A 26,041-nucleotide genomic window follows, 5' to 3' on the forward strand; every position below is an offset into this window, starting at 1 on the left:
GTATAGTGGTCCTATGTCATTCTTAGCTCAAAGCCGAAATCCAGAAAAAATAACCTTAATATTGATATAAAAATTACACATTAAACCTAAAAAAACAAGTTTTTTATAGGTTTTACTGGATTCCCGCCTTTGTGGGCATGACATAGAAGAGTGCACCATGCAACAATAACCTTCAATTCCCCGTTTTATTGTACGGATTGTCATTTGCGACTTTAACATTCACTATTTTTCGTGTATTGTCATCAAAGAAAAAGGTTATTTTAAACTCATCTCCTACATTTAAATCTACTTTTGGGTCATAAAGCATAATATGCATGTCACCGGGCTTAAAATCAACATTAATATTACCGGCAATTAAAAATGGATAATCCACTTTTACCATTTTACTAACCCCTTGATCATTAATTGTTTGATGAATTTCTATTCCACTTATCTTATCTGAAGATATATTCACTAAATTATAACTCTTACTTCTACTATTTATTAATGTAAAATACATAGCAGAATTGCTAACTTTACCTTGCACATTTGTTGTAGGTCTTGCCCAAGGCTGTGCAAAGTGAACAGCTGCCTCTGCAGGTAAATCATCGGGCTGATCAGAAGAAGAAGTTGTAGAATTAGGATTTCGAGCTGTTTGGTTATCAGCATCAGCATAGTTTACTGCACAAATTAAAGTTATAAAACTAATTAGTAATGTTTTTAGCATAATAATACCCTTAATAAATTAAAATGAAATATTAACATAGATTAAATATAAATCTAGTTTTTTAAAAGATATTTTTTGTACACTTCTTGTGGTAATCTCTCTATAGCATAACAAACTGCGATTCTTAGCATTTGTAAAGTATAGCGATCCAAAAAATCTATTAATTGTTTTGCATCTTTTTTTCCTGCTTCACGTAGCCATCCAACCTACTGCTTTATACATTAAATCATGTTTATCGTTTAAGAGTAATTTTGCTATTTCAAAAGTCGTATTTAATGTATTATTTTTGATAAAATACCAAGTAGCAACTATAGCTATTCGTCTTTCCCATAGAATTTCCGATTTTGTTAGTGTAAAGAAATAATCCTTTTCTTTATCCCATAAATAAGCTCCGATTATATGATGAGCTGATGCATCCACTAAATTCCAATTATTTACGTGTTTTATATTGTTTAAATAAAAATTATACAAAAACTCTTTATCTTGTGCTGTCTGATATTGCATAATCAAAATAGCTAATGCTAAAAATTTCTCTTCATTAAATTCTGAAGTAATAAGTCGGCTTAAATCCTCCATATCCAAATTATAAATAACTTTTAGCTATTGTACGTAAAGTCGGCACGGTAACACCAATAAATCGGTCATGCTCTCCATACTCTCCTTCTCTAGTTTTCAAGAATAGCATTCTACGTTCTACAGGAATAGTAGCATTCTCAAGTAAAATATTTCTCATTTGTTGTAAATTGTCTCTCATGTTCAATAAGCCATTTTTTACGATGTAATCCCCTGCCATAGCCTCCAAGTTTGCCATTGCTATTAATAATACGATGACAAGGAACAATGATTGCTAACTGATTCATACCATTAGCATTTGCAACAGCTCTATAAGAATTAAGGTTTGCCCAAAACTTTAGCCTGATTTAAATAGCTTCGTTTTCACCGTAAGGTATATTCATTAATTCTTGCCAAACCATTTTTTGAAATGGGCTTCCTAAAAGCTATATAGGCGTATTAAATTTTTGTAAAGTACCGTTAAAGTACAATTGAAGATCCTCTTCAATCATTCAAATCGGTTCAGTGCTTCCAGGAATAATAGCAGATTCTGTCTTAATCCTTAGCCTCTCAAGTTCACGCTCCAAACCTCTTCTATCAACAAACTCTAGCAAATAAAGCAATTTTTCATCACTAATTGCCAGCATAGAAACAAGAGGCGTATCTAGCCAAGCCGCTTTTAAAATATTTAAATGCCGGTTAAATTTTGTCGGCGGTCCTCCCATTATTTTAGAGACAGCATCTCGCAAACCGCTACTTGACTCATAACCCATATCAATTTGTGTATTCATGACCGATGCACCCATGCGCATTTGCTTCATCGCAATACCCATACGCCTTGCTCTCGCATATTCTACAAACGTCATACCAAAACGTTTTTTAAATTGGCAACGTGCTGTAGAAGCATCTACTGATAGCTCATCACAATCACTATCTTTCCATCTTTTAGCAGGATTAAACTCAATAGCATTAACAAGAGTACAAACTAAACCTGAAGCTTCACCAAGGATGTGAAAGAAGCTTGCAACGCTGACTAGGTCTATATGAAGCATGCCAAGCTTCCTTAGCAGTTTTATAAAATTCACAATTTTCAAATTTAGGTTTCCGTGCAGGACAAGTCGGTCTACAAAATACTCTTGTTATTCTAACCGCTACAAAAAAGATATTTTCATATCTGTCATCTTTATTAATTAATGCCTGATAATATTCTTGTCTTTGAAGCTTATTAAACATATTAATTTATCCTATAATATAAATTTATAATTATATTATATGAACTTTTTAAAACTCCTGTAACCGAAATTCAGGCATTGATTTTTTATTTAATACTTCTGTCTCTCATGCTCGATAAGCCATTTTTTGCGATCTAGCCCTGCACCATAACCGCCAAGCTTACCGTTATTATTGATGATGCGGTGACACGGAATAATTATAACAAATTTATTTGCTCCATTAGCATTTGCAACGGCTCTATAAGATCTTTCCATACCTATTAATTTAGCTTGGGTAAAGTAACTTCTTGTTTCACCATAAGGTACATTCATTAGCTCTTGCCATACTAATTTTTGAAATTCGCTTCCTAAAAGATATATCGGAGTATTAAATTTTTGCAAAGTACCGCTAAAGTAAGATTGAAGCTCCTCTTCAATTGATATAATCGGTCTAGTGCGATCTTCAGTAATAGCCGATTTTGTGTTAATCTTAAGTCTTTTAATTTTATACTCTAATCCTTTACTTTCAACAAAATCGAGCAAATAAAGCCTCTCTGTATCACTAATTGCCAGCATAGAACCAAGAGGCGTATCTAGCCAAGCGGATTTTAAACTCATTATTTTACCCTAAATATGATTTCTTAATATTATAATATTGATTTTTTATTTAACAATTTTATATTTTTAAAACTAACAATTTATAGGTAATCACTATGATAAAAGCTCATGTTTTTAAATATTCTCAGGTAATTTTAACCAAGAGGGAACTCGCTATAATAAAATTTAGCCAATACAACGGACTAAGTATACCGGATATTGCTAGTATGGCAAAAGAAGAAGAAAAACTAACGGAATAATAGATCAGTATAAAACCGGTAAAATAACTACCGCAAAATTTCGTAAGAAAATGAATGAGCTTATACAAGCAAAAAACGGTAATCCTATAGGAGATAATGAGGTATTTGATCAAGGCTGGAATGCTATGTGCAAAATAGAACCTGAAAAGCTAACAGAGATATATAACTTACAACAGACACATAAATTTCATATCCACATTATAGGCAATACAAACGAATTACAGTATAATTATATTCAATAAAAAATAGAAAAGGCCCCAAATCAACCCACCATTTCTTATACACTTTCATACAAACTTGGTCACTCAGGTGAGAGAGAATTAAAACATTATACAAAACATTTTTTAGCAGCTCGCGATTATGCACCGGTATGGCATATGAAAGCTCAAAATGACTATGACCAAAACGCTTTAGACATATTAGGAAAATATTACGATAATACGACTAAAGATATTATATAAATATTGATAGCTTAAAAATTCTACAATAGCGCATTATGCAATAATTCGCTATTTGCGTTATTTAAGCCAAATCATTTAGCTTCATGATCTTTAGCAAAATCAATTAGGCTTTCCACAACATCACTTAAATTTTCATTATTAAAGTCAATCCTCATTTCTTTTTTAACAACATCAACAAAATAATCATCAAGTGAATTTTTCATTTAAAATGGAAGTGTGTTTTGTCCAATGAACAATTTATTTCCTGCTTAATGATTCATAGGTATCAAGAGCAATTTGAATGGCATTTTCACACTGATTTTGATCTTTGCGATTCTGTAAGAAGCTATTATTGTTTTGTTAGTGCCGAGTTCACTTGGCACATCATTTTTAAATTCAGCTCTTATTTTTTTAACTCTATTTAAAAGATCACTATCCGATAAACGTTTATTATGATGCTGTATTATTGTGTTATTTATTAAGGGTAGAAAATTTTTGATAAAAGGCAGGATCGATATTGATATAAGCCTTAATAGTATCTTGTATTTGATTAGCCATATCCATGACCAAATGTTAACCGCCTCAATTTTAGTAATATGACCGGCAATAACATACTCATCAAGCAACTTCATGACTTGAGCGGTATATATTTTTTTATCCGGTTTTTCTTTATAATGCTTTTCCACTATCTCTTTGAGCTTATTAAATTTTATTCATATTGTAAATTAACTTGTTCTTTTTCTTCATAAAATTCATAAGAATTAGAAGCTATAAACATCAGATTTTTAAATTTATTCAACAAGAAATAAAACTTATTGCGTATAACTTCATCGGCTAAATGCTGTTCAAGCTGTTCAGAATCCAAATCGTTAGGCACATTTATAAAAATATTTTTAATTTCTTGTAGTAACGGAAAAAATGCTTTCAATTTATCATCTACAAAAAATATAGCATATTCTAAATCTTCTCTATCAAAATTGTTTAAACCATAATTTTCATAAAATTGATGTGCTTGTTTTAATTGATTCGATAACCCTACATAGTCAATTATGTAACCGTATTCTTTAGTTTTCCCTTTTTCTTCAAATAGACGATTCGCACGAGCAATTGCTTGTAAAAGACTATACTCTTTTCATTCTTTGCATATGTAAATAACGACATTACGCGGTGCATCAAAACCGGTTAGTAATTTTGAAACTACAATTAAAATTTCAGGATCATCGGAACTTTTAAATTTTTTAATAATTCTATTATTAAATTTTGCTCCATATTGTTCCCTAATGTTTTTTATAAATTTATCTACTTCATTTTCGCTTTCAATATCTTTATAACCGTCCCGGTCATCAGTAGCAGATATAACAACTTCAGAACTTACTTGTCCTATATCATCTAAAAATTTTTTAAAACGAACGGCAATTAATCTAGAAGGAGCTATTAACACATACCTTTTAAACCTGTACCTTTAAATGTTTTTAAATAGTGCGTTGAAATATCAAATGCTTTGGCATAAATAGCTTCCTTTGTTTGAGCAAGCATCTTTGAGCAACTGAATCTTGTTTTCAAAGCTGCTTTTTTTTCTTTATTTAATCCATTAGTAATCATATCAAAATCTTGTATTACGTCCTGCAAACTCTCAACTACTAAATTATTTGTAGTACTTACTCCCCTTGATACCTACATACCAAATCTTACAGAGTCAAGATTTTGTAAATTTTTCTTTAAGTCTACCAGCGATGTGCCTGCTACTAGCTTTCTTATATCGCCTGCTATCTGCATAGTCTGAGTACCTAGCTGGTATAAATTTAATGCCTCTTTATCTATTGCTTTATATTTATCTGCAATCTCCTTTATTTCTTCTAGCGTATAATTATTAGATAAAATTTTAACAAATTCTTTATGAGATAGATTAGTTATTTTTGCTAACGTATTTATATCTTGGAAACTCATTTTATCCTGATAATGATTTGTAAAAGTATATTGCTCATTTTCATAGGTGTTAAACTCTGCAATTTTTATAGAAAAATCCTCGTCTACAATCAATTTAAAAGGTCTGTTATTAGCATTTATTTCTAAAGCTCTATTAGTTATATTAAAATTAACACGTGCATTATTTATGTCTATACTACCTAAGCCATTATAGTAATTCATAGTATCGGTGATACCTAAAAAATATTACTATTAGTATCTAAACTAAAAGAGTGAGTAATATTATCACCTACAGTAACGCCAAGCCAACTATCAAGACCCATGCTTGCTGCTCCCTTTGCATTTATATTTTTTGTTGTACCACTCATATTATGTCCTTATTTTTTTATTAATTTATAAGAAAATAAGTCGTATTTAATAATTTATTATTCTCTTCACTGCTATAATTACTGAGTTCTAGCAAAGCTTCGTATATTTCTTTCTCAAGTAAATAGTCACCTCAGCTTTTGAGTATGTAGATTATTATTTTTGCCTAGATTCTGCTGTTGTAAATACTTCCCATAACCAATAATAGTAGGTACAGAATATTTTTTTAGCAAGACATGGAGCGAAAATTAAAACAAAAGGAACATTCAAAGTTTTTACTAAATTTCAAAAAGCCTTGAAACCCCTTATTGGAAGTGGTGGAGGCAAAGGGAATTGAACCCTTGACCCTCTGCGTGCAAAGCAGATGCTCTACCCCTGAGCTATGCCCCCGATTATTTATTGGCGAGGTTTTTGGAAGTGAAAATATTAAGATAAGCTTTTAACTAATCCCCAAGGTAATGGCTGACCATTGCTCCCTACGACTAAATCTCCGGAAGATTCATATTCGGCAGCTAGAAAAGACTTTTGAGCAGCAATAAGCTTGACCGGTTTGATTTTCTGACCATTATGAAAATATTCTTTAGCCTGTTCCCTAGAAGTCGGGTTATTTTTGGAAGCTGTTTTTGCTTTAGACATATACTATTAACTTTTTCTTAAACTTGTGAAGAATATAAAACTTTTTCCTAAACTTGTCAATAACTACCGTGTCGATAAATAGACATTGCCTAGAAAAAGTTGATAATTTGAAAAGTTGACGTCATTACGAGGAAAATTACAAAGTAATTGACGAAGCAATCTAGTAAAATGCGTAGCATTTTTATTATTTTTCTGGATTGCCACGCTCCTTACAGTCACTCGCAATGACGATTTGGTATCCATGCAACAGGAGCCTACAGCCGCTTACAATGACGGCATCAACGATTTCTAGGCAATGCCTATAAATATGTTAAGATATCCATAATTATTCTTCCGTTATTACTTCACTTTCACCGACGAATGCTATTTTAAATTCTACTATTTCTGATATCGTTTTTCCATCATATATACTAAACCCTACTCCTGTAAATTCTACTTTTGCGTTGATATCAGCACCATATGATACTAACAGCTTATATATTTCATCATCCTTAATATCTTTAGAAGTACATCGAACATTTTTAGCAACCGCATGCAAAGGTATTCCTCCGGATTTTCTTTGATCCACCTCAGCTCCGTTCTTAAGTAATAGTTTTGCTATATTAAAGTGCTTACTGCTTCATATAAAGGTGATCCTAGCCAAGCTCCTCGTTCCCGTTTACTGCAGCGCCTTTTGATATTAGATATTCTGCTACAATTTCCGTGACGTGCGGCTGAATTTCAAGGAGTATTCTTCAAAATATCACTACACATATTAACATTTGCTTTTTTTTCTTCAACTAACCATTTAGCCAACTTTTAGTGCATTATTTGTAGATACCGAAAATAGTTCAGTAGTAGATACTGCACGTAATTCATTTAAACTCCTTACTAGGCCCACTTTAATCAAGAGAAAAATAGACTCTTTTAAAACATTTTCAAAGCTACATTGTTTTACATAATGTTCTATATCTTGCACTACTACTCTATTTGACTTTAGCAACAGAGTTAAATTACTATTTAATAGTTCTTTTATCATATTCTACTTATTTATACTTTGTATTTCTTAAAGGTGATAAAGATCTAATTGTCATTCCTGCAAAAGGCTTGCTTGGATACCCAAATCGTCATTGCGAGCAGCCGTAGGCTGCGTGGCAATCTTATGAAATAATAACAAACTCCTGAGATTGCTTAATCAATTGCTATGCAATTTCCTTGCAATGACGATTAGGAAGTCACGCAGACAATACTGAGAACTCCTACTGATTAATCCTTGCCGTATGGTAACCGTTAGGTAGATCACGCACCCAATCACCTCTTGCAAAAGAGCCAAAGATAATCATAGCGATTTTATCTTGTGCAATATCTAGAATTTGCTACACTATAAAATTAAGCCTAGCTTGGATTTTTAGAGAACGCTGAGGTAAAGTGGTTTTCATTATAATACCCTACGATTTTTACTCTATGTCATTCCCNCNAANGCNGNAATCCAGAAAATATAAAAATCTCGAAGAATTTTTACTTTTTCTAAAAATGTAAAGAAATTTTAAGAAATAGCTATAACCTTTTGATTTTTTCGAGTTTTTCTGGATTCCCGCCTTCGCGGGAATGACATAGAGTAAAAATCGTAGGGTATTATAGGTTTTCATCTATTCATTTGCACCATGACAATATTTATATTTCTTGCCTGAACCGCACGGACATAGCTCATTACGAGATACCCTACCCCAACTAGTAGGATCGTCAGGGTTTCTATCTTTTGGATCAATGCGTGATACGACTGGTTTAAGGTCAGTCTCAATGCTACTTCCTGCGTTATATTTACTAAATGCCGGATCTTCCCGACTCTCACGCATATTTTTCTGAAGTTTTTTATACTCAAGCGAAACATCTTCTTTTTGAACATTTTTTAAGTCAATATGGAAATGGTATACGGTTTGAATAAATAATTCTTTTAAATTATTAAGCATCTGCTCGAATAAGTTAAATGCTTCTCTTTTATACTCACTAAGAGGGTCTTTTTGGCCATAAGCTCGAAGAGATATGCCTTGTCTTAAATGATCTAAGCTATATAAATGATCTTTCCAAACTTGATCAAGGGTAGTTAATAAAATATATTTCACGGCATTATGCATTAACTCGCTACTATAGGCTTCTTCTTTTGACTTATATATATCATGAGCCATTTGTATAACGGTCTTCGTGATTTCTTCTTCCGTTACATCATTTTTACTTACTACATTATGATCAAATTTTATAGAAAAAACACGATGTAATTCTACGCTTAAATTCTCTATATCCCAATCTTCTCTATAAGAGCCTACCGGCATGAAAGTTAATACTATCTTTTGGGCGAGTTCCTCAGTAGTACTATTTAAGAAACCGTGACTATCTTTAGATTTAATAATTTCAGTACGTTGCTCGTATATTATCTTACGTTGGTCATTCATTACATCATCAAAACGTAATAAATTTTTACGCATTTCGTAGTTATGTCCTTCCACTTTTTGCTGCGCTTTCTCAAGTGAACGACTAATCATTGGATGGTGGATAGCCTCTCCGTCTTTCAATCCAAGTGTTCTAAGGACTCCTGATATACGATCTGATGCAAAAATACGCATTAAATCGTCATCAAGCGATAGGAAAAACTTAGTTTTACCAGGATCACCTTGTCTACCTGATCTTCCTCTTAGTTGATTATCTATCCTACGGCTTTCATGCCTTTCCGTACCTATCACAAATAAACCGCCTGCTTCAATAACCTGCTTCTTTTCTTCGGCAATTTGAGCTTTTATTTCAGCTACTTTAGCTTCATAATTATGTGCTTTATCCAGCTGTTCTATTAACATTTCAGGATTACCGCCAAGCATAATATCAGTACCCCGCCCTGCCATATTAGTTGCAATCGTTACTGCCTTAAACCTACCTGCTTGAGCAATAATAAAAGCTTCCTGCTCATGAAATTTGGCGTTTAATACTTTATGAGGGATTTTTTCTTTATTTAAAACGCTTGAAAGTTCTTCTGACTTTTCTATGCTTATCGTACCGACAAGTATAGGCTGTCCACGATCGTAACAATCCCTAATTAGCTTTAAGATAGCATCATATTTTTCTTTTTTACTACCGTAAATTTCGTCATCAAGGTCAAGCCTTGTAACTTTATTATGGGTTGGGACTGCGACCACATCGAGATTATATATATCTTTTAGTTCCGGTGCTTCGGTCATAGCCGTACCGGTCATACCCGATAATTTAGGATAATTACGAAAATAATTTTGGAAAGTAATAGATGCTAAAGTTTGGTTCTCATTTTGAATTTTCACATTTTCTTTTGCTTCTAATGCTTGATGTAACCCTTCCGAATATCTACGCCCTTCCATTACACGACCGGTAAACTCATCAATAATCATTACTTTACCTTCACGCACCAAATAATCTACATTAACAGTAAACATATTATGAGCTCTTAAGGCTTGGTTAACATAATGTACTAAAGTTAAATTCTCAAAATCATATAAACTAGTATCTGGTTTTATAATACTTTCTTTACTTAAAAGCGATTCTATATGTGTAATGCCGGTTTCCGTTAAATTGATAGTTTTTAATTTTTCGTCTTTTTCAAAATCACTTGCATTAAGCAGACGTACTATTTTATCAATTTTACCGTATAATTCTGCATTATCATTAACCGGACCCGAGATAACGAGCGGAGTTCTTGCTTCATCTATCAAAATCGAATCAACCTCATCGATGATAGCAAAATTAAAAGGACGAAGTACCCGCTCCTGCAAGCTATACTTCATATTATCCCTTAAATAATCGAAACCGAGTTCATTATTTGTTGCATGAGTAATATCGGCGTTATAGGCGGCTCGTTTTACCTCATCAGGCATACCGCCAACAATACATCCAACCGATAAACCTAAAAAATTGTAAATTTTACCCATGGAAGCAGAATCACGGCGTGCTAGATAATCATTTACGGTTACAACATGTACACCTTTTCCAGTTAAAGCATTTAAGTAAGCAGGAAGCGTTGCAACTAAGGTCTTACCCTCACCGGTACGCATTTCGGTAATCATGCCTCGATGTAATATCAGGCCACCTATAAGCTGAACGTCAAAATGACGCATACCGCAAACTCTTTTAGCTGCTTCCCTAACTACCGCAAACGCCTCATATACTATATCATCTAAAGTAGCTCCGTTTTTAAGCTTTTCTTTAAACTCCACAGTTTTATTCTTCAACTCCTCATCTGATAATTTTTGTATAGCAGGTTCAAGCGAGTTAATTTTTGTAATTTCAGAAAATAGTTTTTTTACAGTACGATCATTTGCAGTACCGAAAAGTTTTTTTAAAATAGAAAGCATTAAAGTCCTTATGATATTTTTAGTATTTTAGTACTTAAATATAGGTATATTTTATAAAATTATCAAATGTTATAATTTTATTTAAATGAATAATTTTTTACTACAAATATTTGTAAATTATTATTAATAAATAAAATATTCTCAAATAGCTGTTGACGGTTATATATTATTTTTATAAAATTTAAGCTTATATTTAACACAATTATGAGTCATAAATGAAAAAATTATCTGTTATATTTTTATCAGTTAGCATGCTTTCCGGTATTGCTTTTGCTGATAAAGACAAGGTAGTTGCTACCTATAAAGGCGGTGAAGTAAAAGAATCACAAATTATGAAAGAATTTAAGCCTCAGCTTAATCTTCAATCAGGTGAAACAATCAAAAATTTTGATGATTTTCCACCACAAGATCAGGAAAAATTAATAAAAATTTATATTAATAATCTTTTGTTAAAAGAAGAAGTTGCTAAGTCAAATATTACTTCGTCTAAAGAATTTCAAGAAAAACTTGAAAATGCAAAAAATCAATTAGCTCAACAAGAATTACTAGCAAACTACATAAAATCTAACATTACAGATAAGATGTTTGATGACGAATATAATAAATATGTCGGTAATCTTAAAGGTAAAGAACAAATAAAAGTTGCTCATATTTTAGTTAAATCTCAAAAAGAAGCTAATGATATCAAAACCAAATTAAGCAAAGGCGGAAACTTTACTAAGCTTGCAGAAGAGTTATCTCTTGATAAAGCTTCAGCTTCAAACGGCGGCGTTATCGGTTACATTCTACTAAATCAACCTGGACAGTTAGTACCGGAATTTGAAAAGAAAGCTTTTGCTTTAAAAGTAAACGAAGTTTCAACTCCTGTAAAAACCGATTTCGGTTGGCATATTATCAAAGTGCTTGAGAAAAAACCTGTACCTATTCCAACAAAAGAAGAAGCAAAAGTAACTATTGATAATATATTAGCTGCAGAAATACTAAAGAAATATATTGCTGATTTAGAAGCTAAAGCTAATTTAAAAATCATGTTACCTAAAGCAGACAGCAAAGCCGGATCGTAATTTATATTTTGTTATTGCGAGAGCGGGCATTCCCCGTATACCACGTCGTCATTACGAGGAAAAACTGTAAGTTTTGACGAAGCAATCTCAGGAGTTTGTTATTACTGCATGAGATTGCCACGTCACTTCGTGCCTCGCAATGACGGTTTGGGTATCCACACAACAATGCCTCCGCGGGAATGAAATAGGGTTCACACAGTAACACGTCTCTACCCAAGAATAACATTATAACTACTCTCAATCACTGCAAATGCTACACACACAGGATAATCATCAGCAAGAGAAAGGTGAATATTAAAAGGAGAGAGTGTGTTTGTATAGTTTGAGCTAACTTCTACTATAGGCTTACCTAAATCATTATTTAGTATAGTAATATCTTTAAAATTTATACCTTGACCTATACCGACTCCAAAGGCTTTACTCACAGCCTCTTTAGCAGCAAAACGCTTGGCTAAAAAAGCAGCATGGTTTATTTTTCCCAACAAAGCAAACTGTTTTAATTCCTTTGAAGCTAGAATTTTTTTAGCAAAAAGTTCTGGATATAAATGTAATATTTTTTCGATTCTAGGAATTTGTACTATATCAGTACCAACACCGATAAGCATTTACTTATCGGTTTCATAATCTTCGCCATTCTCATCAATAAAGATTTGATCATCTAAATCAGAATAATCTTCCCCGATATAAACTTCAGGTAAATATTCAAATTTTTCTTCTACAGCTTCTGATTCATCTTGATTAACAAGCGGCTCTATCATAGTTCTTGTACGCAGACTATTTATTAAATCTTGTTCTAACTGAGCTACCGATACTTTTCCGGCAGCAATTCTACGTAATGCGATAACAGGAGGCTTATCACGCTTTTCTTTTTTAATTTGATTAGTTTCTACTTTATAATTTAATAATTTAGCATATCTTGTTGCTAGGACAACAAGCCGAAACCTATCCGGTATAATTTTATTACAATCTTCTGCTGTAATTCTTGCCATAATTTTTCTCCGTTAAAAATAGTATACTACAAATAAATAGGAAACGACTATACGCAGATCAACTTCAAAAAGAGCAAGGAGTTCACAAGGCGAGGAACAGCGTATACTTATTAATACGTGCGTACCTCAGCTGCGTACCTCAGCTCTTGTAGAACGACTTAGCCCATTTTTGAAGTTGATCGAATATATTATACCCTTTTTATATCTGCACCACAATTACTTAATTTTTTTTCTAAATCTTGGAAGCCACGATCTAAATGATATATTCGGTGTAATACGGTTTTGCTACTAGTACTAAGACCGGCAAGTATTAGCGATACTGAAGCTCTAAGATCACTTGCCATAACTTCTGCGCCTTTTAACATTTCTACACCTCGAACAACCGCCTTATTACCTCGTACTACTATATCTGCTCCCATTCTACATAATTCAGGGACATGCATGAAACGATTTTCAAAAATATTCTCGGTGATCATTGAAACACCGCTACTAAGCGTCATAAGGCTCATAAATTGTGCTTGCAAATCAGTAGCAAAGCCAGGATAGGGATTAGTTTCTAAATCAACTGAATTTAACTTCCCTTCATAAGTTACTTGAACTCCGTTATTGATCGGCACGACTTTTATACCTGTTTCGATAAGTTTTAAAGCTATATTTTTTACAATATGATAATCAATCCTACAAATTTTTACATCACCTTTAGTAATAGCTGCCGCAAACATATAAGTACCGGCTTCAATACGATCAGAAAGTACTTTATAGCTCGCTTTATTTAAAGAATCCTTGCCTTTAATTGTTATTTCGCTAGTGCCGATACCTGCAATATCGGCTCCCATTGTGATAAGACAATTACATAAATCAACTATTTCCGGCTCTCGACCACAATTAAAAAGCACAGTTTCCCCCTCTGCTAAAACAGCTGCAAGTATTGCATTAATCGTAGCACCTACGGAAACTTTATCAAAAACAAAATGAGTACCTTTTAAGCGTCCTTTACTTGAAGCGTTAATATAACCGTCTTCTATTTCAATCTCAGCTCCCATAGCTTTTAATACAGCAATATGCAAATCTACTTGCCTTGCTCCAATAGCACAACCACCCGGAAGCGATACTTTTGCTTTACCGTATTTGGTAAGCAAAGGACCAAGCACCCAAATCGATGCTCTCATTTTACGGACTATTTCATAATCTGCAGTAAAGTTATTTATATTTTTGGTATCAATTATAAGCTCAAATTCATCTTGATGTTCTATTATTTCAATATCTGCCCCGTGACTTCGGAGCAAATCTTTCATAGTACTAACATCCGTTAACTTTGGAACATTAGTAATATGCAGTTTATCGGTAAGAATAGACGCTGCCATAATAGGTAGCACGGCATTTTTAGCACCGCTAATATTAATACTACCTTTCAGAGGTGTACCACCGTGAATAATTAATTTGTGCATAAATTATTTTGATAAAATTGTAACGTCATTGCGAGGAGAAACTGATTAAATTGTCATACCGTGGTCAAGCCACGGTATGACACCGATTATACTACACATCCAAATTCACGACATTCAACGCATTTGCTTGGATAAATAACCTGCGAGGTTCAACAACGTCACCCATTAAAGTAGAGAAAATGCCTTCTGCTTCATCAATTTCTGCAACTCTTACCTGAAGCAAAGTTCTTTTTGTAGGGTCAAGAGTAGTTTCCCATAGCTGGTCGGAATTCATCTCACCAAGCCCCTTAAAACGCTGAATATTTATACCTCTTTTTCCGCATTCTATAATGGTATTTAACAACTGACCCGGTGTTAAAATATCGAATTCCTGACTTTTCACTATAAACTTTAATTGCTTACTAAATATATCACAAATCGTTAAAGCAAGCTTTGATATTTGTACAAACTCAAATGATTCTAACTGCTCTTTCAATAATATTTTACTTTCTTTTAAACCCCTACTAAAGCAGAAGAACTCTATTTTATTTTCATGTTTTAAAACTTCCCAATTAGTCTTATCAGACGAATCTTCTAAGCTATTTAAAACATCTAAAGCTTTTTTAAGTCTTAAATCACTTTCAGGCTCAAATATTTTGTTATTAAGTAAGTCATTAATAGCAAGAATTTCGGTAATTGAGCGATTAAATTTTTTGCTAGCATGGTCAAGCAAGTCGTTAAACTTAACCACTTTATTAATTAGCTCTTCTAAATTATCACCCACTAACCGCTCTTTATCGTCTAGAATTAAGGTTGCATCATTAATAGTTGATTTGATCAAATAATCTTGCAGCGCTTGCTCATTCTTTAAATAAAACTCGGCTGCTCCTTTCTTTACTTTATAAAGCGGTGGCTGAGCTATATATAGATAGCCTTTATTTATTAGCTCAGGCATATGACGATAAAAAAACGTGAGTAATAAAGTTCTAATGTGCGAACCATCAACATCAGCATCGGTCATAATAATAACTTTATGGTATCTAAGCTTTTCTAAGGAAAATTCTCGTTCAACACTAATTCCAAGCGCTGTAATTAACGTACCGATTTGGTCCGAACCGAGCATTTTATCAAATCTTGCACGTTCAACGTTCAAAATTTTACCACGCAAAGGCAATATAGCCTGAATTTTGCTATCCCTACCCTGCTTTGCAGTACCGCCCGCAGAGTCCCCCTCAACAATAAACAATTCTGAAATAGCAGGATCTTTTGCATGGCAATCTGCAAGTTTACCTGGTAAATTCGAAACTTCTAAAGCTGATTTTCTTCGAGTGAGTTCCCTTGCTTTTCTAGCAGCTTCACGAGCATTCGCAGCTTCCATAATCTTAGCTATAATTGCCTTAGCTTCTGCTGGATGCTCTTCAAACCACTCAAGAACCTTTGTATAAACAGCATTCTCAACAACCGGTCGTACTTCGGAGCTTACTAGCTTATCTTTTGTTTGAGAAGAAAATTTAGGATCAGGCACTTTAACGGAAAGCACACAACATAGCCCTTCCCTAGTATCTTCACCACTAAAGTAATTTTTAGCTTTTTTATTAAGACCCGTAGTATCAAGATACGAGGTAATAACACGTGTTATCGCTGATTTGAAAGCACTAAGATGAGTTCCGCCATCACGCTGCCTAATATTATTAGTAAAGCATAAAATATTTTCATGATAAGAATCGTTCCAATGCATCGCAAGCTCAAGGCTTATACCAGACTCAGCATTCTCCGTATTAACTACTATACATGGATGGATAGCGTGCTTCGCTCTGTCTATATATTTTACATAAGCTTCTATACCGCCCGTATAATAAAACTCTACTTCTTTAACTTCTTCAAAACGATTATCGACGAGTAAAATCTTTACGCCTGAATTTAAAAAAGCAAGCTCACGAAGACGATGCTCTATAGTGCCAAAATCAAATTCTATATTAGTAAACGTTTCTACAGACGGAAAAAAAGTAACTTCCGTACCTTTTTTATCAATATTTTCTTTGACAACCGCAAGCGGAGCTTCCGTTATACCATTATTAAATCTCATCAAATATTCCTTATTATTACGCCAAATACGCAGCTCAAGCCATTCAGAAAGAGCATTTACAACCGATACACCAACACCGTGTAGACCGCCTGCAACCTTATAAGCGTTCTGGTCAAACTTACCGCCGGCGTGAAGTTGCGTCATAATAACTTCAGCTGCCGATATGCCTTCTTCTCCATGAATTTCAACGGGTATACCTCGCCCGTTATCGGATACGGTTACTGAACCGTTTTTATTTAATGTTACTCGTACTAGATCGCAATAACCAGCAAGCGACTCATCGATAGCGTTGTCGACTACTTCATAAATCATATGATGTAGACCCGACCCGTCTCCAACATCCCCGATATACATTCCCGGTCTTTTTCTTACGGCTTCAAGACCTTTTAAAACCTTTATGGAATCAGCACCGTATGATGATTCGTTAAATTTTTCTTCAATTTCCGACATATTATATATATTATATATTTGGCTCTATTACTTGTTGCTAGAAACAATAAAAATGACTATAACGTAACTTATTAAAATAGTAAAGTTTCTTGATTTAAAATTAGCGAGATAACAAAATAAAGATTGATAATTTAAAAAGTTTACGTCATTGCAAGAAAATTACGAAGTAATTGTACGTCCACAATCTCAGAATATTTGACGGGATTGCCACGCAGCCTACGGCTGCTCGCAATGACGATATCAATTGATTCTAGTCAATACCAAATTAGCGAGATAACAATGAATATATTAAAGTTAAAACATATTTTCGACGTAATTAATGATTATGACGTGTTTTTATTCGATCTTTGGGGGGTAATAATTGAAGGGGGGTGTACCTATCCGGGCGTCGTACAAAATATCAATCAGATTATTGAACGAAAAAAAGTATATTTTGTCACTAATGCTCCACGCAATATTTTTTCACTGCATCAAACAATTAAATCGTGGGGATTAAATGCAGAACCGGGAATGATCATTAGCTCAGGCGAAATAGCAGTAGAAATGATACTAGAAAGTAAAGAGCGATTCGGTATAGAAAAACCAGCAATATATCATTTAGGACATTTAGAAAATGATATAATAAACAGAATTCAATGTCCTATCACTGATGATATTAACAAAGCTAATATTTTCTTAATGACTATTTACAGAGACGAAAACGAAAATTTAGATTTAAACGAATTCAATGAATTATTTAAAATTGTTGTACAACGTAAAATGGTCAATATTTGTGCTAATCCTGACCTTGGAATAAATCAGCACGGTGTTTATAGATATTGTAGCGGCTATTATGCCGAAAAAATAAAGCAGCTTGGCGGAAAAGTAATTTATAGTGGTAAGCCATATGAAGAAATATATAGCAAAATTTTAAAAGAATGTCATAATACCCCTAAGAATCGCATGTTAATGATTGGGGACACTGTTTACACCGATATACTTGCAGCAAATCGCCTTGGTATAGACTCTGCCCTAGTGTTAACCGGAAATTCTAGAGAATATCATATTGATTTTGATAATATTGATGAAAAACTAGATAGTTTAATGAAAGCTGCTGTTAAGCAATCGATTACACCTAGTTTTGTTGTTGATTTATCTTGAATAGCTTTGCCGTCATTGCGAACGACTAAAGGTGTTGTCACATGACTAGTTTATGTCATTCCCGTGGAAGTGGGAATGACATAGAAAGGTGGAAATAACATCAAAAGAATTCTATTGATATTTTACTCATAATCTGCTATAGAGTAAAACTTAAGCGGTCGTGGCGAAATTGGTAGACGCGCAGCATTGAGGGTGCTGTTCTGTAAAAAGATTGGAAGTTCAAGTCTTCTCGACCGCACCATTCGCCGGTTTTTCACAAAGTCAAATTTTTGTTTGTTTCGACACTTCAGATTTTATATTTACTCCTAAGTTCGTCTTGTTAGCAAATGTTTGTGCTAATTGTATACTCCTGATAAATGAAAAGGAGTTGAAATAAAAACTATTGCTTATTTGTACTCTGTGCTTTATATTGGTTAGCAAATTGTACACAATTCTGTGCCAAGCCTAGCTACCCAGCTTTAAATAATTATAATAAGTATATAATAAACTATTAGGTCAATAGGCTATGCCTAATTTCAATATATTTAAAAGCATCTTACCAGATCATCACGATCAATTTGCTGAAATTTTTGATCAAATTAACGATCTGATCGAAGATCACAATTATGATGCTGCTGCAAGCAGGCTGGCCAAGCTTCATTATGCCGATTTAGCAGATTTCTTAGATAATCTTAACAATAAAACATATAAAATAATTATTCCTTTATTACAGGATGAAATTAAGCCTGAAACGTTAGTATCATTAAATGCTTATAGTAAACCTTTAATAATAGAAACTTTAGGCATAAAAAAATCTGCAGAATTAATCAATAAGCTAGTTATAGAAGATGCTATTGAAGTAGTAATCGATCTAGACGATGATATAAAAGACCTTATCCTAAGTAATCTCACTAAAGAAAAAAAACACCAAATTACCGTAGGTTGTACATATCCCGAAAATACGGTAGGTAGGGTAATTGAACGAGATTTTATTAATCTTCAAGAAGGATGGACGGTCGAGGAATCATTAAATTTTATCAAGAACGTAAAGAATGACTTTTATGCGGCAATCGTTACGGATAATAAATTACGCCCTATCGGTATTATTTCTCTTAGCATGCTAATTAAAGGCAAACAAAATGAATTGATAAAAGATTTGATGAACAAAGATTTTAAACTTGCAGATGCTTTTACCGACTTAAATGAACTAAGCTTCATTTTTAGACAATATGCTTTAACTATTGTACCGGTAGTAAATAAAAGCGGTAAGTTAGTAGGTAGCGTATCAATCGATAATATAATTTATATTATCGAAGAACAAGCCGGCAAAGATATATTATCATTAAGCGGGGTACACACTCAAGATACTTTCTTCAATGTATTTTATACCGTTAGACATCGTTTTCCTTGGCTCTTTGTTAATCTAATCACTGCCTGCATGACCTCACTTATCATTAACCATTTTAACGATACTATTGCAAAACTTGTAACGCTTGCAGCCACTATGCCTATTGTAGCTTCAATGGGCGGAAATGCCGGAACACAAGCCATGACCGTTACGGTTAGAGCCCTTGCTAATAAAGATATTCATTATAATAATGTCAATAAAGTTATATTAAAAGAAATAGCCGTATCGGCTTTTAACGGTTTTGTACTTGCAATTATCGGAGCAGGACTTAGCTTTGTGATGTTGCTTGACTTAAATCTTAGCGTTATTTTTGCTATTGCAGTTATTTTAAATTTTTTAGTAGCCGGATTATTCGGCTCTGCTATTCCTATAATACTGCATTATTTTGATATAGACCCCGCTACAGGCTCCGGTGTATTTCTAACAACCATAACCGATGCTCTAGGTTTCCTAACTTTCTTAAGCCTTGCTCATATTTTTTTAGTGTAAAATTTATTCAAATAAAAATACATACACATTGCAGCAAACAGTAGCTATCGCTCCAAGACATTTACATATACCACAACTTGTATCCTGATTTTCAAAGTCGGTAGTAATATTATTCTCATAAGATATATTATTATCTCTTTGTATATTCTGATGATTATTAATATTTGACTCTTTGAACAATAAATTTGCAACAGTTAGTATTAACTCACCCTGTGATGCAGTTAGATTAGTATTATTTAAGGAGCTAGCTTGTGCGTACTCTTGTACTTCTAAACTATTACAGTTTGACATAGTTATATTTTGACTTTAGGATTAATATTTAAAATAATATAACAATAATCTTTAGGTTCTGTGAAGGAAAAGTAAATTATTTATATTTTCAGATATTTTTTAGCGAACATTAATAAGATTTTTGCAGTAATAGTTGTTCCTATTTCAAAAAAATCTTATGATTTACAGCAAAAAATAGCAAAAATAGATTAATTTAATTTTCCTTCATAGAACCTAATCTGCAGCTATTTATTACTGCAATTTTTGGCATTTCCTCGAAACGGTTGATATCGTCATGAGCTAAGCAACTGCAAAGAGCGTGGCAATGACGTAAACTTTTCAAATTATCAACTTTTTCTAGGCAATGCCTAATTTTTTAATTAATAGCCCACAAATTATAATGAAATAAGAAATAACTTTTATAGAAGATATAAGCTCTTGGAAAGAAAAGTTTGCAATTTGTGTTTATAGTAAAAAATTACTTGATAAACTCGAATATTTAAATACTAAAGTAGCAAATCCTATAGATATACTCGAAATCACAAAAGGTATCTACTATGCACGTAACACGGTTCTCAAATGCGTCAATCAGACAATCCTTATTATTCGCACCCGATTGAGGTAAAAATTATGCTTGCTGAATTTGTAGCTGAAGAAGCACCTAAGCTTTATAACATTATTATGCTGCAAGCCGCTTTACTTCATGATACTATTGAAGACACTGAATTAACTGAAGAAGCAATTACCGAAATTTTTGGACCGGAAGTAGCAAAACACGTAGAAGGTCTAACTAGAATTAAATCTTACGGGAAGATAAGTAGCGGAGAAAGCCTAATACTTATTAATTAAAGAGAAAAGAGACAATACGGCATTAATAAAATTATTTGACCGAATTCATAATGTGCAAACTTTGGGAGTTAAATCACCTGAGAAAGCTAGAAAAATTATTGAAGCAACTTTAATAAATTGTCTTTTGGTCGCTGCTAAATAAATTATAAACTAGAACAAGAATTAAGTTATGCCTAAAAGTTTTTAATATTGAACTTGAAAGACACAAAGCTTTTTCTAATAATAACTCTCTGCTTCCTCCTCTAACTTTATAAAATAATTTACTCCAAATGTATAACCAATTAGAATTGGAATAATCAAGAATAATAATCCCCAGTGATTAAAATAATCTATCAAGTAAATTGTTCTAAAAGAAGAAACTGCAAACATTAAAGCTCGTGATAAAGCAAATATAAAACTGCCGCATGTAAAACGTTTTAATACTGGAAATCTTGCATAAAACACTGCACCTGCCGGAAAAATAGTAGGGGCAAATACTACAATAAATAATTGGAATAAAAGTAATTCTATAGTATTTGAAATATTATTTAGTAAGATAGGACACATAAGGGCTACCATAGAAAATATTGTTAATCTTACTTTAAGGACTTTTAAAGGATGTATTTTACAAACCAAATAAGTAACAATTATTGTACTTATTAATTCTGTACCACAAACAATAAAATTTTGATGAATTACTTAAGTAGCACTGTAATTAAATGAGTTTTTAGCATATTACCGCAATAAATATAAACAATATAAAACCATAACGGGGCTTCCACAATGTACCAAAAAGAAAGCTATTGCTGTTGGTTTATTAATTTTTTCACTCCAAATAGGGCTTGATTTTAACCGATTACTATCTATCCCTGTTTGCGCTACAGTTTTCTTTATTCGTCTTTTTGCATCAATGAAATCTGGAGTCTCCCTAAGATTTGTCCTTACAACAGCACCAACTATAGCAATAGCTGCTCCAAACAAAAATACAATACGTCAATCAAGTCCAAAAGAAGTAACAAGTGTTCCTACCGCCAATGCTACACGGTTGCACCTAAAATTACAAAAACAACAAGCGAAGCCACCACCCAATAACGTTGAGGAATTTTTGCCATTTCGGTTAGATAAAGCTCGGCACCTACTACCTCCCCTATAAAGGACATCCCCTGAGCGATACGACACGCAGTTACTACAAAAGTCGCCGTAATACCAATTTCGGCATAAGTTTTTATAATTAGCCATTATAAGATAACAAAGCGACATTAAAAAAGTTGTAATAATGACCGTTGCCTTACGACCTATAGTATCTCCTATCCAACCGAATATTAAAGCACCGATAGGTCTAAATACATATGTTGCACAATATGTAATGGCAGAATATAGAGAAGCTGCTCGTGCATCGGCTTCAGGAAAAAATAGCTCGTTAAGTATTACCGCCATGTGTACATAGAGCGTGAGATCAAAATATTCAAGAAACGTACCTATCGATAGTAGCCCTATTGTTTCTTTTTGATTACGGGCTAAACTTTTTTGCTCTTTTGCGTAACTTCACATACTTTTTTACAGATTAGTTAAAATTAATAAAGAACTATACTGTTTTATATAAAAATAAAAGTCAAGTTAACAAAATTAGATTTTTTATAGCATTGCTAACTCAAGACAGGTGTCGTAATGAGCTGAGCAACTGAAAGGAGCGTATCAATCTAAAAAAATAATAATAAATTCTAGTTTACAGAGTTTTTAACTAAATTGCTTAGTCAATATACTTTGTAATTGCCTTGCAATGGCGTTAATTTATTAAATAATCTATCTTTATTGAGCAATGCCAATAAATTTCTAATTTAATACTTGCAATTTATCTTATAATTACTTATATTCAGATTCGCTTAGATTAAAAAGCACTAAGGCGTTTTATATGTAATTAATTTTGATCCCCTTAAACTTTTTACATTAAAACGCCGTTATTTTATTTAAGCGGGTGTAGCTCAGGGGTAGAGCGCTACCTTGCCAAGGTTGAAGTCGAGGGTTCGAATCCCTTCACCCGCTCCAGTAATTTTGTCCGTTTTATGTCATGCCCGCCTATGCAGGAATGACATAGAGCATGTTTTTCGAGCTAAGCAACAACGCCCTTTTGCAGATGACATCAGTAAGTTTATCATAAATTCAATCTTCCAAACCATATTTTTTCTTAATATCTTCTAATGAAATTACTTCTTCTCTTTTTTCTATACAAGACAAAGCAATTAATAAATCTGCTTTTTCTTCTATATAACTTTCTATTGCTTTACGTATAATATCTAGTTCATTAGAAATTCTAGTAGTTATAACTGTCATAAAAATAGCCATTTATCGGTTTTGTGATAATTTATATTAGTATAAAATACATTTAAATATATTTAATATTATTATTTTACCCTTGCATTAAAGCTATTAGGTAGCTATTTTTATTTTATTAAACTTAGTGCATAACCTATCTTATAAAGAGAAATTTTAAGGAAACACAGCAAAGGGACGTGAGATGCGAGTACCGGATTGATGTATACCGCAAATACTTCAAAAGTTGGAAGCCAAATAAGTGGTGAGCCTGTGGAGCGTAGCAAACTACATGAGCAAAGGCGAAACCTAAAATTTGACGTACCAAAGCTTGAAGTATCAAAGGTATACAAATTACTTTTAGAAAGAGGTTATACAGGAAGACTATTGCAACAATTAGGAAATATACATATGTCAGCAAATACGCAAGATAATCAGGCAAATAATAACGACACTATAGAAATACAGGAAACTGAGGTAGTGCCTTCAGAAACAAATTCTTTACAATCGGGGTTAACAAGCTTAATACCGATGGTTTTAATTTTTGCTGTATTTTACTTCTTATTATTACGTCCACAAGAAACACGACGCAAAGAAAGAGAGAAATTAGTAAGTGAAGTTAAAAAAGGCGAAGAAGTTCTAACAAATAGCGGCATTTATGGTATTGTGACTAAAGTAAGTGAAAATGACAATAATATTGAAATCGAAATAGCTAAAGATGTACGTATTAAAGTTTTAAAAAGTGCTATTATCGATATAACGAGTCGTACAAAAGAAGTAGCAGTAAAAAAAGAAAACAAAAAAAATAAGAAGGTAAGCGGTGCAAAAGCTTCCTAAGTGGAAAATTTTTCTTTCAATTATATGTACGGTTTTTGCGGTTATTTGTGCCTTACCTAATGTCATGCAGGTAAACTCTAAGTTTCTACCTCATGATTCAGTAAATCTAGGACTTGATCTTAGAGGAGGAGCCCATTTATTACTCGATGTTGATTTTGACACCTACTTAAATGATTCAATGGAAAATCTTGCCGACACTTTACGCAAAAATTTTCGTGAGGATAAAATCCGCTATAAAAATCTGTTAGTGAGACAAAATAGCATTCAATTAGAAGTAAGATCACCTGAGCAATTAAAGCCGTTAAAGAAAATAATTAATAAAATCGATCCAGAAATTATCGCTGAAGTAAATGAAAATAAAATCAAGCTTAGCTACAGCGAATCTAGATTAAATGACTTACTTAATAAGGTAGTAGACCAATCTATTGAGATCGTTCGCATGAGAGTTGATAGTACCGGCACTAAAGAGCCGACCCTACAGAAACAAGGCGATAAGCATATATTACTGCAAGTTCCCGGTGAAGAAAATCCCTCTTACCTGAAGAATATATTAGGGAAAACTGCAAAGCTAACTTTTCATTTAGTTGATGAAAATGCCAATATCGAAGAAGCGGTAAAAGGACATGTTCCAGTAGGTTCAATGCTAGTTAAGGGAGATAACGCAAGTCATGGGGAGTATTATGTCGTTATAAAGAAAAAAGTTGTTTTGGGTGGGGATCAGCTTACAACCGCTTCAGCTTCTTTTGACCAAAATTCGCAAGCGGTAGTTGCTTTTTCTTTCAACAATTTAGGTAGTAAAATATTTGGTGAAATAACTAAAAATAATACCGGTAAACGCCTTGCTATAGTTTTAGACAATAAATTACTAAGTGCTCCAACGATAAACGGAGCGATTATGGGCGGAAGCGGTATAATAACAGGAAATTTTACCGTTGAGTCGGCAAATGAGCTTGCACTATTATTGCGAGCCGGTTCGCTTCCTGCCCCACTTAAAATTATTGAAGAGAGAAGTATAGGTCCAAATTTGGGTGCTGATTCTATAGAGTCGGGCAAAAAGGCAGGACTTATAGGATTTATAGCAGTGTGTATATTTATGGTTTGGTCTTACGGTGTGCTTGGTTTATTTGCCAATATAGCCTTAAGCCTTGCATTGTTATATATTTTAGCTTTACTTTCACTTTTCCAAGCTACTTTAACTCTGCCGGGAATTGCAGGAATAATACTCACTATGGGTATGGCTGTTGATGCTAATGTATTGATTTACGAAAGAATTAAAGAGGAACTGCATAAAGGAGTGTCTAATCTTTATGCTATTAGAACCGGTTTTGAATCTGCGTTTGCCACTATCCTTGATGCTAACCTAACTACTTTAATCGTTGCTTTTTTACTTTATATATTTGGAGTAGGTGCAATAAAAGGTTTTGCCGTTGCATTAACGATCGGGATTATATCTTCAATGTTTTCGGCAATTATCATTACTAAATTGTTAATAGACATTTGGGTACAATATTTTAAACCTAAAAAATTAGGGCTTGTGTAAAAGAGTAGACTTTGTTGTATGGTATTTTTATGTCATTCCTGCGAAAGCGGGAATCCAGTAACCTTTAATGTCATCCCGCAACTTGATTGCGGAATCTCAGAACACGGCCTATGATATAAGATACCGTAGTCAAGCCACGGTATGACATTTTCACTTTTCTCTGGATTCCTGCTTTCGCAGG

Annotated in this window: 29 protein-coding genes, 3 tRNA genes and 7 pseudogenes; 11 read left to right on the forward strand and 28 right to left on the reverse strand. The window is 33.2% G+C overall.

The window, feature by feature from the left end:
* Window positions 1-172: 172 nt before the first annotated feature.
* The 7 genes and pseudogenes from RAF_RS04395 to RAF_RS04415 all read right to left on the reverse strand — a co-directional run bounded on the left by RAF_RS04395 (window position 173) and on the right by RAF_RS04415 (window position 3,087).
* Window positions 173-706 (reverse strand): copper chaperone PCu(A)C, encoded by a 534-nt coding sequence (locus tag RAF_RS04395; protein ID WP_012719855.1) that lies wholly within the window; start codon window positions 704-706, stop codon window positions 173-175.
* A gap of 53 nt (window positions 707-759) precedes the next feature.
* A pseudogene (locus RAF_RS04400) lies at window positions 760-1,282 on the reverse strand (DNA alkylation repair protein).
* A gap of 7 nt (window positions 1,283-1,289) precedes the next feature.
* Window positions 1,290-1,460: a DNA alkylation repair protein gene (locus RAF_RS07995; RefSeq protein WP_083762111.1), complete on the reverse strand. Its 171-nt coding sequence runs from the start codon at window positions 1,458-1,460 to the stop codon at window positions 1,290-1,292.
* Window positions 1,420-1,983: pseudogene (locus tag RAF_RS10615) on the reverse strand (methylated-DNA--[protein]-cysteine S-methyltransferase). The gene RAF_RS07995 and the pseudogene RAF_RS10615 overlap by 41 nt, the downstream one beginning before the upstream one ends.
* Window positions 1,984-2,013: 30 nt before the next feature.
* Window positions 2,014-2,310: pseudogene (locus RAF_RS10620) on the reverse strand (methylated-DNA-protein-cysteine methyltransferase); the annotation flags it as partial.
* Window positions 2,258-2,491, reverse strand: coding sequence for an Ada metal-binding domain-containing protein (locus RAF_RS08010; RefSeq protein WP_083762113.1), 234 nt, complete (start codon window positions 2,489-2,491; stop codon window positions 2,258-2,260). The pseudogene RAF_RS10620 and the gene RAF_RS08010, both read right to left, overlap by 53 nt.
* Before the next feature lie 89 nt (window positions 2,492-2,580).
* Window positions 2,581-3,087 carry a methylated-DNA--[protein]-cysteine S-methyltransferase gene (locus RAF_RS04415; protein ID WP_012719857.1) on the reverse strand — a complete coding sequence of 169 codons (507 nt, stop codon included), beginning with the start codon at window positions 3,085-3,087 and terminating at the stop codon, window positions 2,581-2,583.
* A 95-nt stretch (window positions 3,088-3,182) separates the two neighbouring features.
* Between RAF_RS04415 and RAF_RS09425 the strand changes: the two genes are divergently transcribed.
* Both RAF_RS09425 and RAF_RS04420 read left to right on the forward strand, forming a co-directional pair.
* Window positions 3,183-3,326, forward strand: a complete 144-nt coding sequence (locus tag RAF_RS09425) for a hypothetical protein (RefSeq protein WP_200858168.1) — start codon at window positions 3,183-3,185, stop codon at window positions 3,324-3,326.
* A 50-nt stretch (window positions 3,327-3,376) separates the two neighbouring features.
* Window positions 3,377-3,568 carry a hypothetical protein gene (locus RAF_RS04420; protein WP_014410869.1) on the forward strand — a complete coding sequence of 64 codons (192 nt, stop codon included), beginning with the start codon at window positions 3,377-3,379 and terminating at the stop codon, window positions 3,566-3,568.
* A gap of 290 nt (window positions 3,569-3,858) precedes the next feature.
* Here the strand turns inward: RAF_RS04420 and RAF_RS10410 are convergent, their stop codons facing one another.
* From RAF_RS10410 to secA, 12 genes and pseudogenes are all read right to left on the reverse strand, one after another.
* Window positions 3,859-3,990: a hypothetical protein gene (locus RAF_RS10410; protein ID WP_014410871.1), complete on the reverse strand. Its 132-nt coding sequence runs from the start codon at window positions 3,988-3,990 to the stop codon at window positions 3,859-3,861.
* A gap of 45 nt (window positions 3,991-4,035) precedes the next feature.
* Window positions 4,036-4,452 carry a hypothetical protein gene (locus tag RAF_RS04430; protein ID WP_041471901.1) on the reverse strand — a complete coding sequence of 139 codons (417 nt, stop codon included), beginning with the start codon at window positions 4,450-4,452 and terminating at the stop codon, window positions 4,036-4,038.
* 23 nt (window positions 4,453-4,475) lie between these two features.
* Entirely contained in the window at window positions 4,476-4,694 is a 219-nt protein-coding gene (locus tag RAF_RS04435) for a hypothetical protein (protein WP_004998084.1), read from the reverse strand.
* A gap of 204 nt (window positions 4,695-4,898) precedes the next feature.
* Window positions 4,899-5,368: pseudogene (locus RAF_RS04440) on the reverse strand (UvrB domain 3-containing protein).
* Between the two features lie 72 nt (window positions 5,369-5,440).
* Window positions 5,441-5,914 (reverse strand): hypothetical protein, encoded by a 474-nt coding sequence (locus RAF_RS04445; RefSeq protein WP_012719858.1) that lies wholly within the window; start codon window positions 5,912-5,914, stop codon window positions 5,441-5,443.
* A gap of 14 nt (window positions 5,915-5,928) precedes the next feature.
* Window positions 5,929-6,060, reverse strand: coding sequence for a hypothetical protein (locus RAF_RS10415; RefSeq protein ID WP_016728225.1), 132 nt, complete (start codon window positions 6,058-6,060; stop codon window positions 5,929-5,931).
* Window positions 6,061-6,373: 313 nt separating this feature from the next.
* Window positions 6,374-6,448 (reverse strand) — tRNA-Ala (locus RAF_RS04450).
* A gap of 36 nt (window positions 6,449-6,484) precedes the next feature.
* The gene (locus tag RAF_RS04455) at window positions 6,485-6,694 is read right to left on the reverse strand and encodes a hypothetical protein (protein ID WP_004998070.1); all 210 of its coding nucleotides are present in this window, start codon (window positions 6,692-6,694) and stop codon (window positions 6,485-6,487) included.
* A 325-nt stretch (window positions 6,695-7,019) separates the two neighbouring features.
* Window positions 7,020-7,262: an ankyrin repeat domain-containing protein gene (locus RAF_RS04460; protein WP_012719859.1), complete on the reverse strand. Its 243-nt coding sequence runs from the start codon at window positions 7,260-7,262 to the stop codon at window positions 7,020-7,022.
* A gap of 219 nt (window positions 7,263-7,481) precedes the next feature.
* A complete protein-coding gene (locus RAF_RS04465; RefSeq protein WP_032850888.1) occupies window positions 7,482-7,712 on the reverse strand; it encodes a hypothetical protein in 231 nt (76 codons plus the stop codon).
* A 238-nt stretch (window positions 7,713-7,950) separates the two neighbouring features.
* Window positions 7,951-8,112 (reverse strand): annotated as a pseudogene (locus RAF_RS09955) (nucleotidyltransferase); the annotation flags it as partial.
* Between the two features lie 210 nt (window positions 8,113-8,322).
* Complete coding sequence (secA, locus tag RAF_RS04470) at window positions 8,323-11,043, reverse strand: preprotein translocase subunit SecA (RefSeq protein WP_012719860.1); 2,721 nt, start codon at window positions 11,041-11,043, stop codon at window positions 8,323-8,325.
* A gap of 215 nt (window positions 11,044-11,258) precedes the next feature.
* Between secA and RAF_RS04475 the strand changes: the two genes are divergently transcribed.
* Window positions 11,259-12,107, forward strand: a complete 849-nt coding sequence (locus tag RAF_RS04475; protein WP_012719861.1) for a peptidylprolyl isomerase — start codon at window positions 11,259-11,261, stop codon at window positions 12,105-12,107.
* Window positions 12,108-12,316: 209 nt separating this feature from the next.
* Here RAF_RS04475 and acpS read toward each other — a convergent pair whose 3' ends face one another.
* From acpS to gyrB, 4 genes are all read right to left on the reverse strand, one after another.
* Window positions 12,317-12,712 (reverse strand): holo-ACP synthase, encoded by a 396-nt coding sequence (acpS, locus tag RAF_RS04480; protein WP_012719862.1) that lies wholly within the window; start codon window positions 12,710-12,712, stop codon window positions 12,317-12,319.
* Window positions 12,713-13,096, reverse strand: a complete 384-nt coding sequence (rpoZ, locus tag RAF_RS04485; RefSeq protein ID WP_010977486.1) for a DNA-directed RNA polymerase subunit omega — start codon at window positions 13,094-13,096, stop codon at window positions 12,713-12,715. It lies immediately after the preceding gene.
* Window positions 13,097-13,284: 188 nt separating this feature from the next.
* Complete coding sequence (murA, locus tag RAF_RS04490) at window positions 13,285-14,544, reverse strand: UDP-N-acetylglucosamine 1-carboxyvinyltransferase (RefSeq protein ID WP_012719863.1); 1,260 nt, start codon at window positions 14,542-14,544, stop codon at window positions 13,285-13,287.
* 91 nt (window positions 14,545-14,635) lie between these two features.
* Window positions 14,636-17,059, reverse strand: coding sequence for a DNA topoisomerase (ATP-hydrolyzing) subunit B (gene gyrB / locus RAF_RS04495; protein WP_012719864.1), 2,424 nt, complete (start codon window positions 17,057-17,059; stop codon window positions 14,636-14,638).
* A 279-nt stretch (window positions 17,060-17,338) separates the two neighbouring features.
* On the opposite strand from gyrB, the gene RAF_RS04500 reads away from it, so the two are divergent.
* The 3 genes from RAF_RS04500 to mgtE all read left to right on the forward strand — a co-directional run bounded on the left by RAF_RS04500 (window position 17,339) and on the right by mgtE (window position 20,075).
* The gene (locus RAF_RS04500) at window positions 17,339-18,199 is read left to right on the forward strand and encodes a TIGR01459 family HAD-type hydrolase (protein WP_012719865.1); all 861 of its coding nucleotides are present in this window, start codon (window positions 17,339-17,341) and stop codon (window positions 18,197-18,199) included.
* A gap of 154 nt (window positions 18,200-18,353) precedes the next feature.
* Window positions 18,354-18,440: transfer RNA gene (locus RAF_RS04505), tRNA-Leu, on the forward strand.
* Window positions 18,441-18,704: 264 nt separating this feature from the next.
* The gene (gene mgtE, locus RAF_RS04510; protein ID WP_010977490.1) at window positions 18,705-20,075 is read left to right on the forward strand and encodes a magnesium transporter; all 1,371 of its coding nucleotides are present in this window, start codon (window positions 18,705-18,707) and stop codon (window positions 20,073-20,075) included.
* Between the two features lie 3 nt (window positions 20,076-20,078).
* On the opposite strand, the gene RAF_RS04515 is transcribed toward mgtE, so the two are convergent.
* Window positions 20,079-20,366 carry a hypothetical protein gene (locus RAF_RS04515; protein WP_012719866.1) on the reverse strand — a complete coding sequence of 96 codons (288 nt, stop codon included), beginning with the start codon at window positions 20,364-20,366 and terminating at the stop codon, window positions 20,079-20,081.
* Window positions 20,367-20,924: 558 nt separating this feature from the next.
* On the opposite strand from RAF_RS04515, the gene RAF_RS09960 reads away from it, so the two are divergent.
* The gene (locus RAF_RS09960; RefSeq protein ID WP_012719867.1) at window positions 20,925-21,194 is read left to right on the forward strand and encodes an HD domain-containing protein; all 270 of its coding nucleotides are present in this window, start codon (window positions 20,925-20,927) and stop codon (window positions 21,192-21,194) included.
* Window positions 21,195-21,410: 216 nt separating this feature from the next.
* Here the strand turns inward: RAF_RS09960 and RAF_RS09965 are convergent, their stop codons facing one another.
* The 3 genes and pseudogenes from RAF_RS09965 to RAF_RS09975 all read right to left on the reverse strand — a co-directional run.
* Window positions 21,411-21,752 (reverse strand): hypothetical protein, encoded by a 342-nt coding sequence (locus tag RAF_RS09965; protein WP_041471902.1) that lies wholly within the window; start codon window positions 21,750-21,752, stop codon window positions 21,411-21,413.
* A 458-nt stretch (window positions 21,753-22,210) separates the two neighbouring features.
* Entirely contained in the window at window positions 22,211-22,333 is a 123-nt protein-coding gene (locus tag RAF_RS09970; RefSeq protein ID WP_041471903.1) for a hypothetical protein, read from the reverse strand.
* Window positions 22,334-22,454: 121 nt separating this feature from the next.
* A pseudogene (locus RAF_RS09975) lies at window positions 22,455-22,610 on the reverse strand (proline/betaine transporter); the annotation flags it as partial.
* Between the two features lie 534 nt (window positions 22,611-23,144).
* On the opposite strand from RAF_RS09975, the gene RAF_RS04545 reads away from it, so the two are divergent.
* Window positions 23,145-23,219 (forward strand) — tRNA-Gly (locus tag RAF_RS04545).
* A 114-nt stretch (window positions 23,220-23,333) separates the two neighbouring features.
* Here the strand turns inward: RAF_RS04545 and RAF_RS04550 are convergent.
* Complete coding sequence (locus RAF_RS04550) at window positions 23,334-23,516, reverse strand: hypothetical protein (RefSeq protein ID WP_004998028.1); 183 nt, start codon at window positions 23,514-23,516, stop codon at window positions 23,334-23,336.
* Between the two features lie 186 nt (window positions 23,517-23,702).
* Between RAF_RS04550 and RAF_RS10625 the strand changes: the two are divergent.
* From RAF_RS10625 to secD, 3 genes and pseudogenes are all read left to right on the forward strand, one after another.
* Window positions 23,703-23,943, forward strand: a pseudogene (locus RAF_RS10625) (palindromic element RPE5 domain-containing protein).
* Window positions 23,895-24,320, forward strand: a complete 426-nt coding sequence (gene yajC, locus RAF_RS04555; RefSeq protein WP_041472031.1) for a preprotein translocase subunit YajC — start codon at window positions 23,895-23,897, stop codon at window positions 24,318-24,320. The pseudogene RAF_RS10625 and the gene yajC overlap by 49 nt, the downstream one beginning before the upstream one ends.
* Window positions 24,304-25,860 carry a protein translocase subunit SecD gene (secD, locus tag RAF_RS04560; RefSeq protein WP_012719870.1) on the forward strand — a complete coding sequence of 519 codons (1,557 nt, stop codon included), beginning with the start codon at window positions 24,304-24,306 and terminating at the stop codon, window positions 25,858-25,860. The genes yajC and secD overlap by 17 nt, the downstream gene beginning before the upstream one ends.
* The last annotated feature ends 181 nt before the right edge of the window (window positions 25,861-26,041 follow it).

Origin of the sequence: Rickettsia africae ESF-5, assembly GCF_000023005.1 — a bacterium.
Taxonomy (GTDB): domain Bacteria; phylum Pseudomonadota; class Alphaproteobacteria; order Rickettsiales; family Rickettsiaceae; genus Rickettsia; species Rickettsia rickettsii.

Coding starts and splice junctions, on each gene's coding strand:
- RAF_RS04395 (WP_012719855.1), bottom strand. CDS start 706: ATGCTAAAAACATTACTAATTAGTTTTATAACTTTAATTTGTGCAGTA.
- RAF_RS07995 (WP_083762111.1), bottom strand. CDS start 1,460: ATGAGAGACAATTTACAACAAATGAGAAATATTTTACTTGAGAATGCT.
- RAF_RS08010 (WP_083762113.1), bottom strand. CDS start 2,491: ATGTTTAATAAGCTTCAAAGACAAGAATATTATCAGGCATTAATTAAT.
- RAF_RS04415 (WP_012719857.1), bottom strand. CDS start 3,087: ATGAGTTTAAAATCCGCTTGGCTAGATACGCCTCTTGGTTCTATGCTG.
- RAF_RS09425 (WP_200858168.1), top strand. CDS start 3,183: ATGATAAAAGCTCATGTTTTTAAATATTCTCAGGTAATTTTAACCAAG.
- RAF_RS04420 (WP_014410869.1), top strand. CDS start 3,377: ATGAATGAGCTTATACAAGCAAAAAACGGTAATCCTATAGGAGATAAT.
- RAF_RS10410 (WP_014410871.1), bottom strand. CDS start 3,990: ATGAAAAATTCACTTGATGATTATTTTGTTGATGTTGTTAAAAAAGAA.
- RAF_RS04445 (WP_012719858.1), bottom strand. CDS start 5,914: ATGAATTACTATAATGGCTTAGGTAGTATAGACATAAATAATGCACGT.
- RAF_RS10415 (WP_016728225.1), bottom strand. CDS start 6,060: ATGAGTGGTACAACAAAAAATATAAATGCAAAGGGAGCAGCAAGCATG.
- RAF_RS04455 (WP_004998070.1), bottom strand. CDS start 6,694: ATGTCTAAAGCAAAAACAGCTTCCAAAAATAACCCGACTTCTAGGGAA.
- RAF_RS04465 (WP_032850888.1), bottom strand. CDS start 7,712: ATGATAAAAGAACTATTAAATAGTAATTTAACTCTGTTGCTAAAGTCA.
- secA (WP_012719860.1), bottom strand. CDS start 11,043: ATGCTTTCTATTTTAAAAAAACTTTTCGGTACTGCAAATGATCGTACT.
- RAF_RS04475 (WP_012719861.1), top strand. CDS start 11,259: ATGAAAAAATTATCTGTTATATTTTTATCAGTTAGCATGCTTTCCGGT.
- acpS (WP_012719862.1), bottom strand. CDS start 12,712: ATGCTTATCGGTGTTGGTACTGATATAGTACAAATTCCTAGAATCGAA.
- rpoZ (WP_010977486.1), bottom strand. CDS start 13,096: ATGGCAAGAATTACAGCAGAAGATTGTAATAAAATTATACCGGATAGG.
- murA (WP_012719863.1), bottom strand. CDS start 14,544: ATGCACAAATTAATTATTCACGGTGGTACACCTCTGAAAGGTAGTATT.
- gyrB (WP_012719864.1), bottom strand. CDS start 17,059: ATGTCGGAAATTGAAGAAAAATTTAACGAATCATCATACGGTGCTGAT.
- RAF_RS04500 (WP_012719865.1), top strand. CDS start 17,339: ATGAATATATTAAAGTTAAAACATATTTTCGACGTAATTAATGATTAT.
- mgtE (WP_010977490.1), top strand. CDS start 18,705: ATGCCTAATTTCAATATATTTAAAAGCATCTTACCAGATCATCACGAT.
- RAF_RS04515 (WP_012719866.1), bottom strand. CDS start 20,366: ATGTCAAACTGTAATAGTTTAGAAGTACAAGAGTACGCACAAGCTAGC.
- RAF_RS09960 (WP_012719867.1), top strand. CDS start 20,925: ATGCGTCAATCAGACAATCCTTATTATTCGCACCCGATTGAGGTAAAA.
- RAF_RS09965 (WP_041471902.1), bottom strand. CDS start 21,752: ATGGTAGCCCTTATGTGTCCTATCTTACTAAATAATATTTCAAATACT.
- RAF_RS09970 (WP_041471903.1), bottom strand. CDS start 22,333: ATGTCCTTTATAGGGGAGGTAGTAGGTGCCGAGCTTTATCTAACCGAA.
- RAF_RS04550 (WP_004998028.1), bottom strand. CDS start 23,516: ATGGCTATTTTTATGACAGTTATAACTACTAGAATTTCTAATGAACTA.
- yajC (WP_041472031.1), top strand. CDS start 23,895: ATGTCAGCAAATACGCAAGATAATCAGGCAAATAATAACGACACTATA.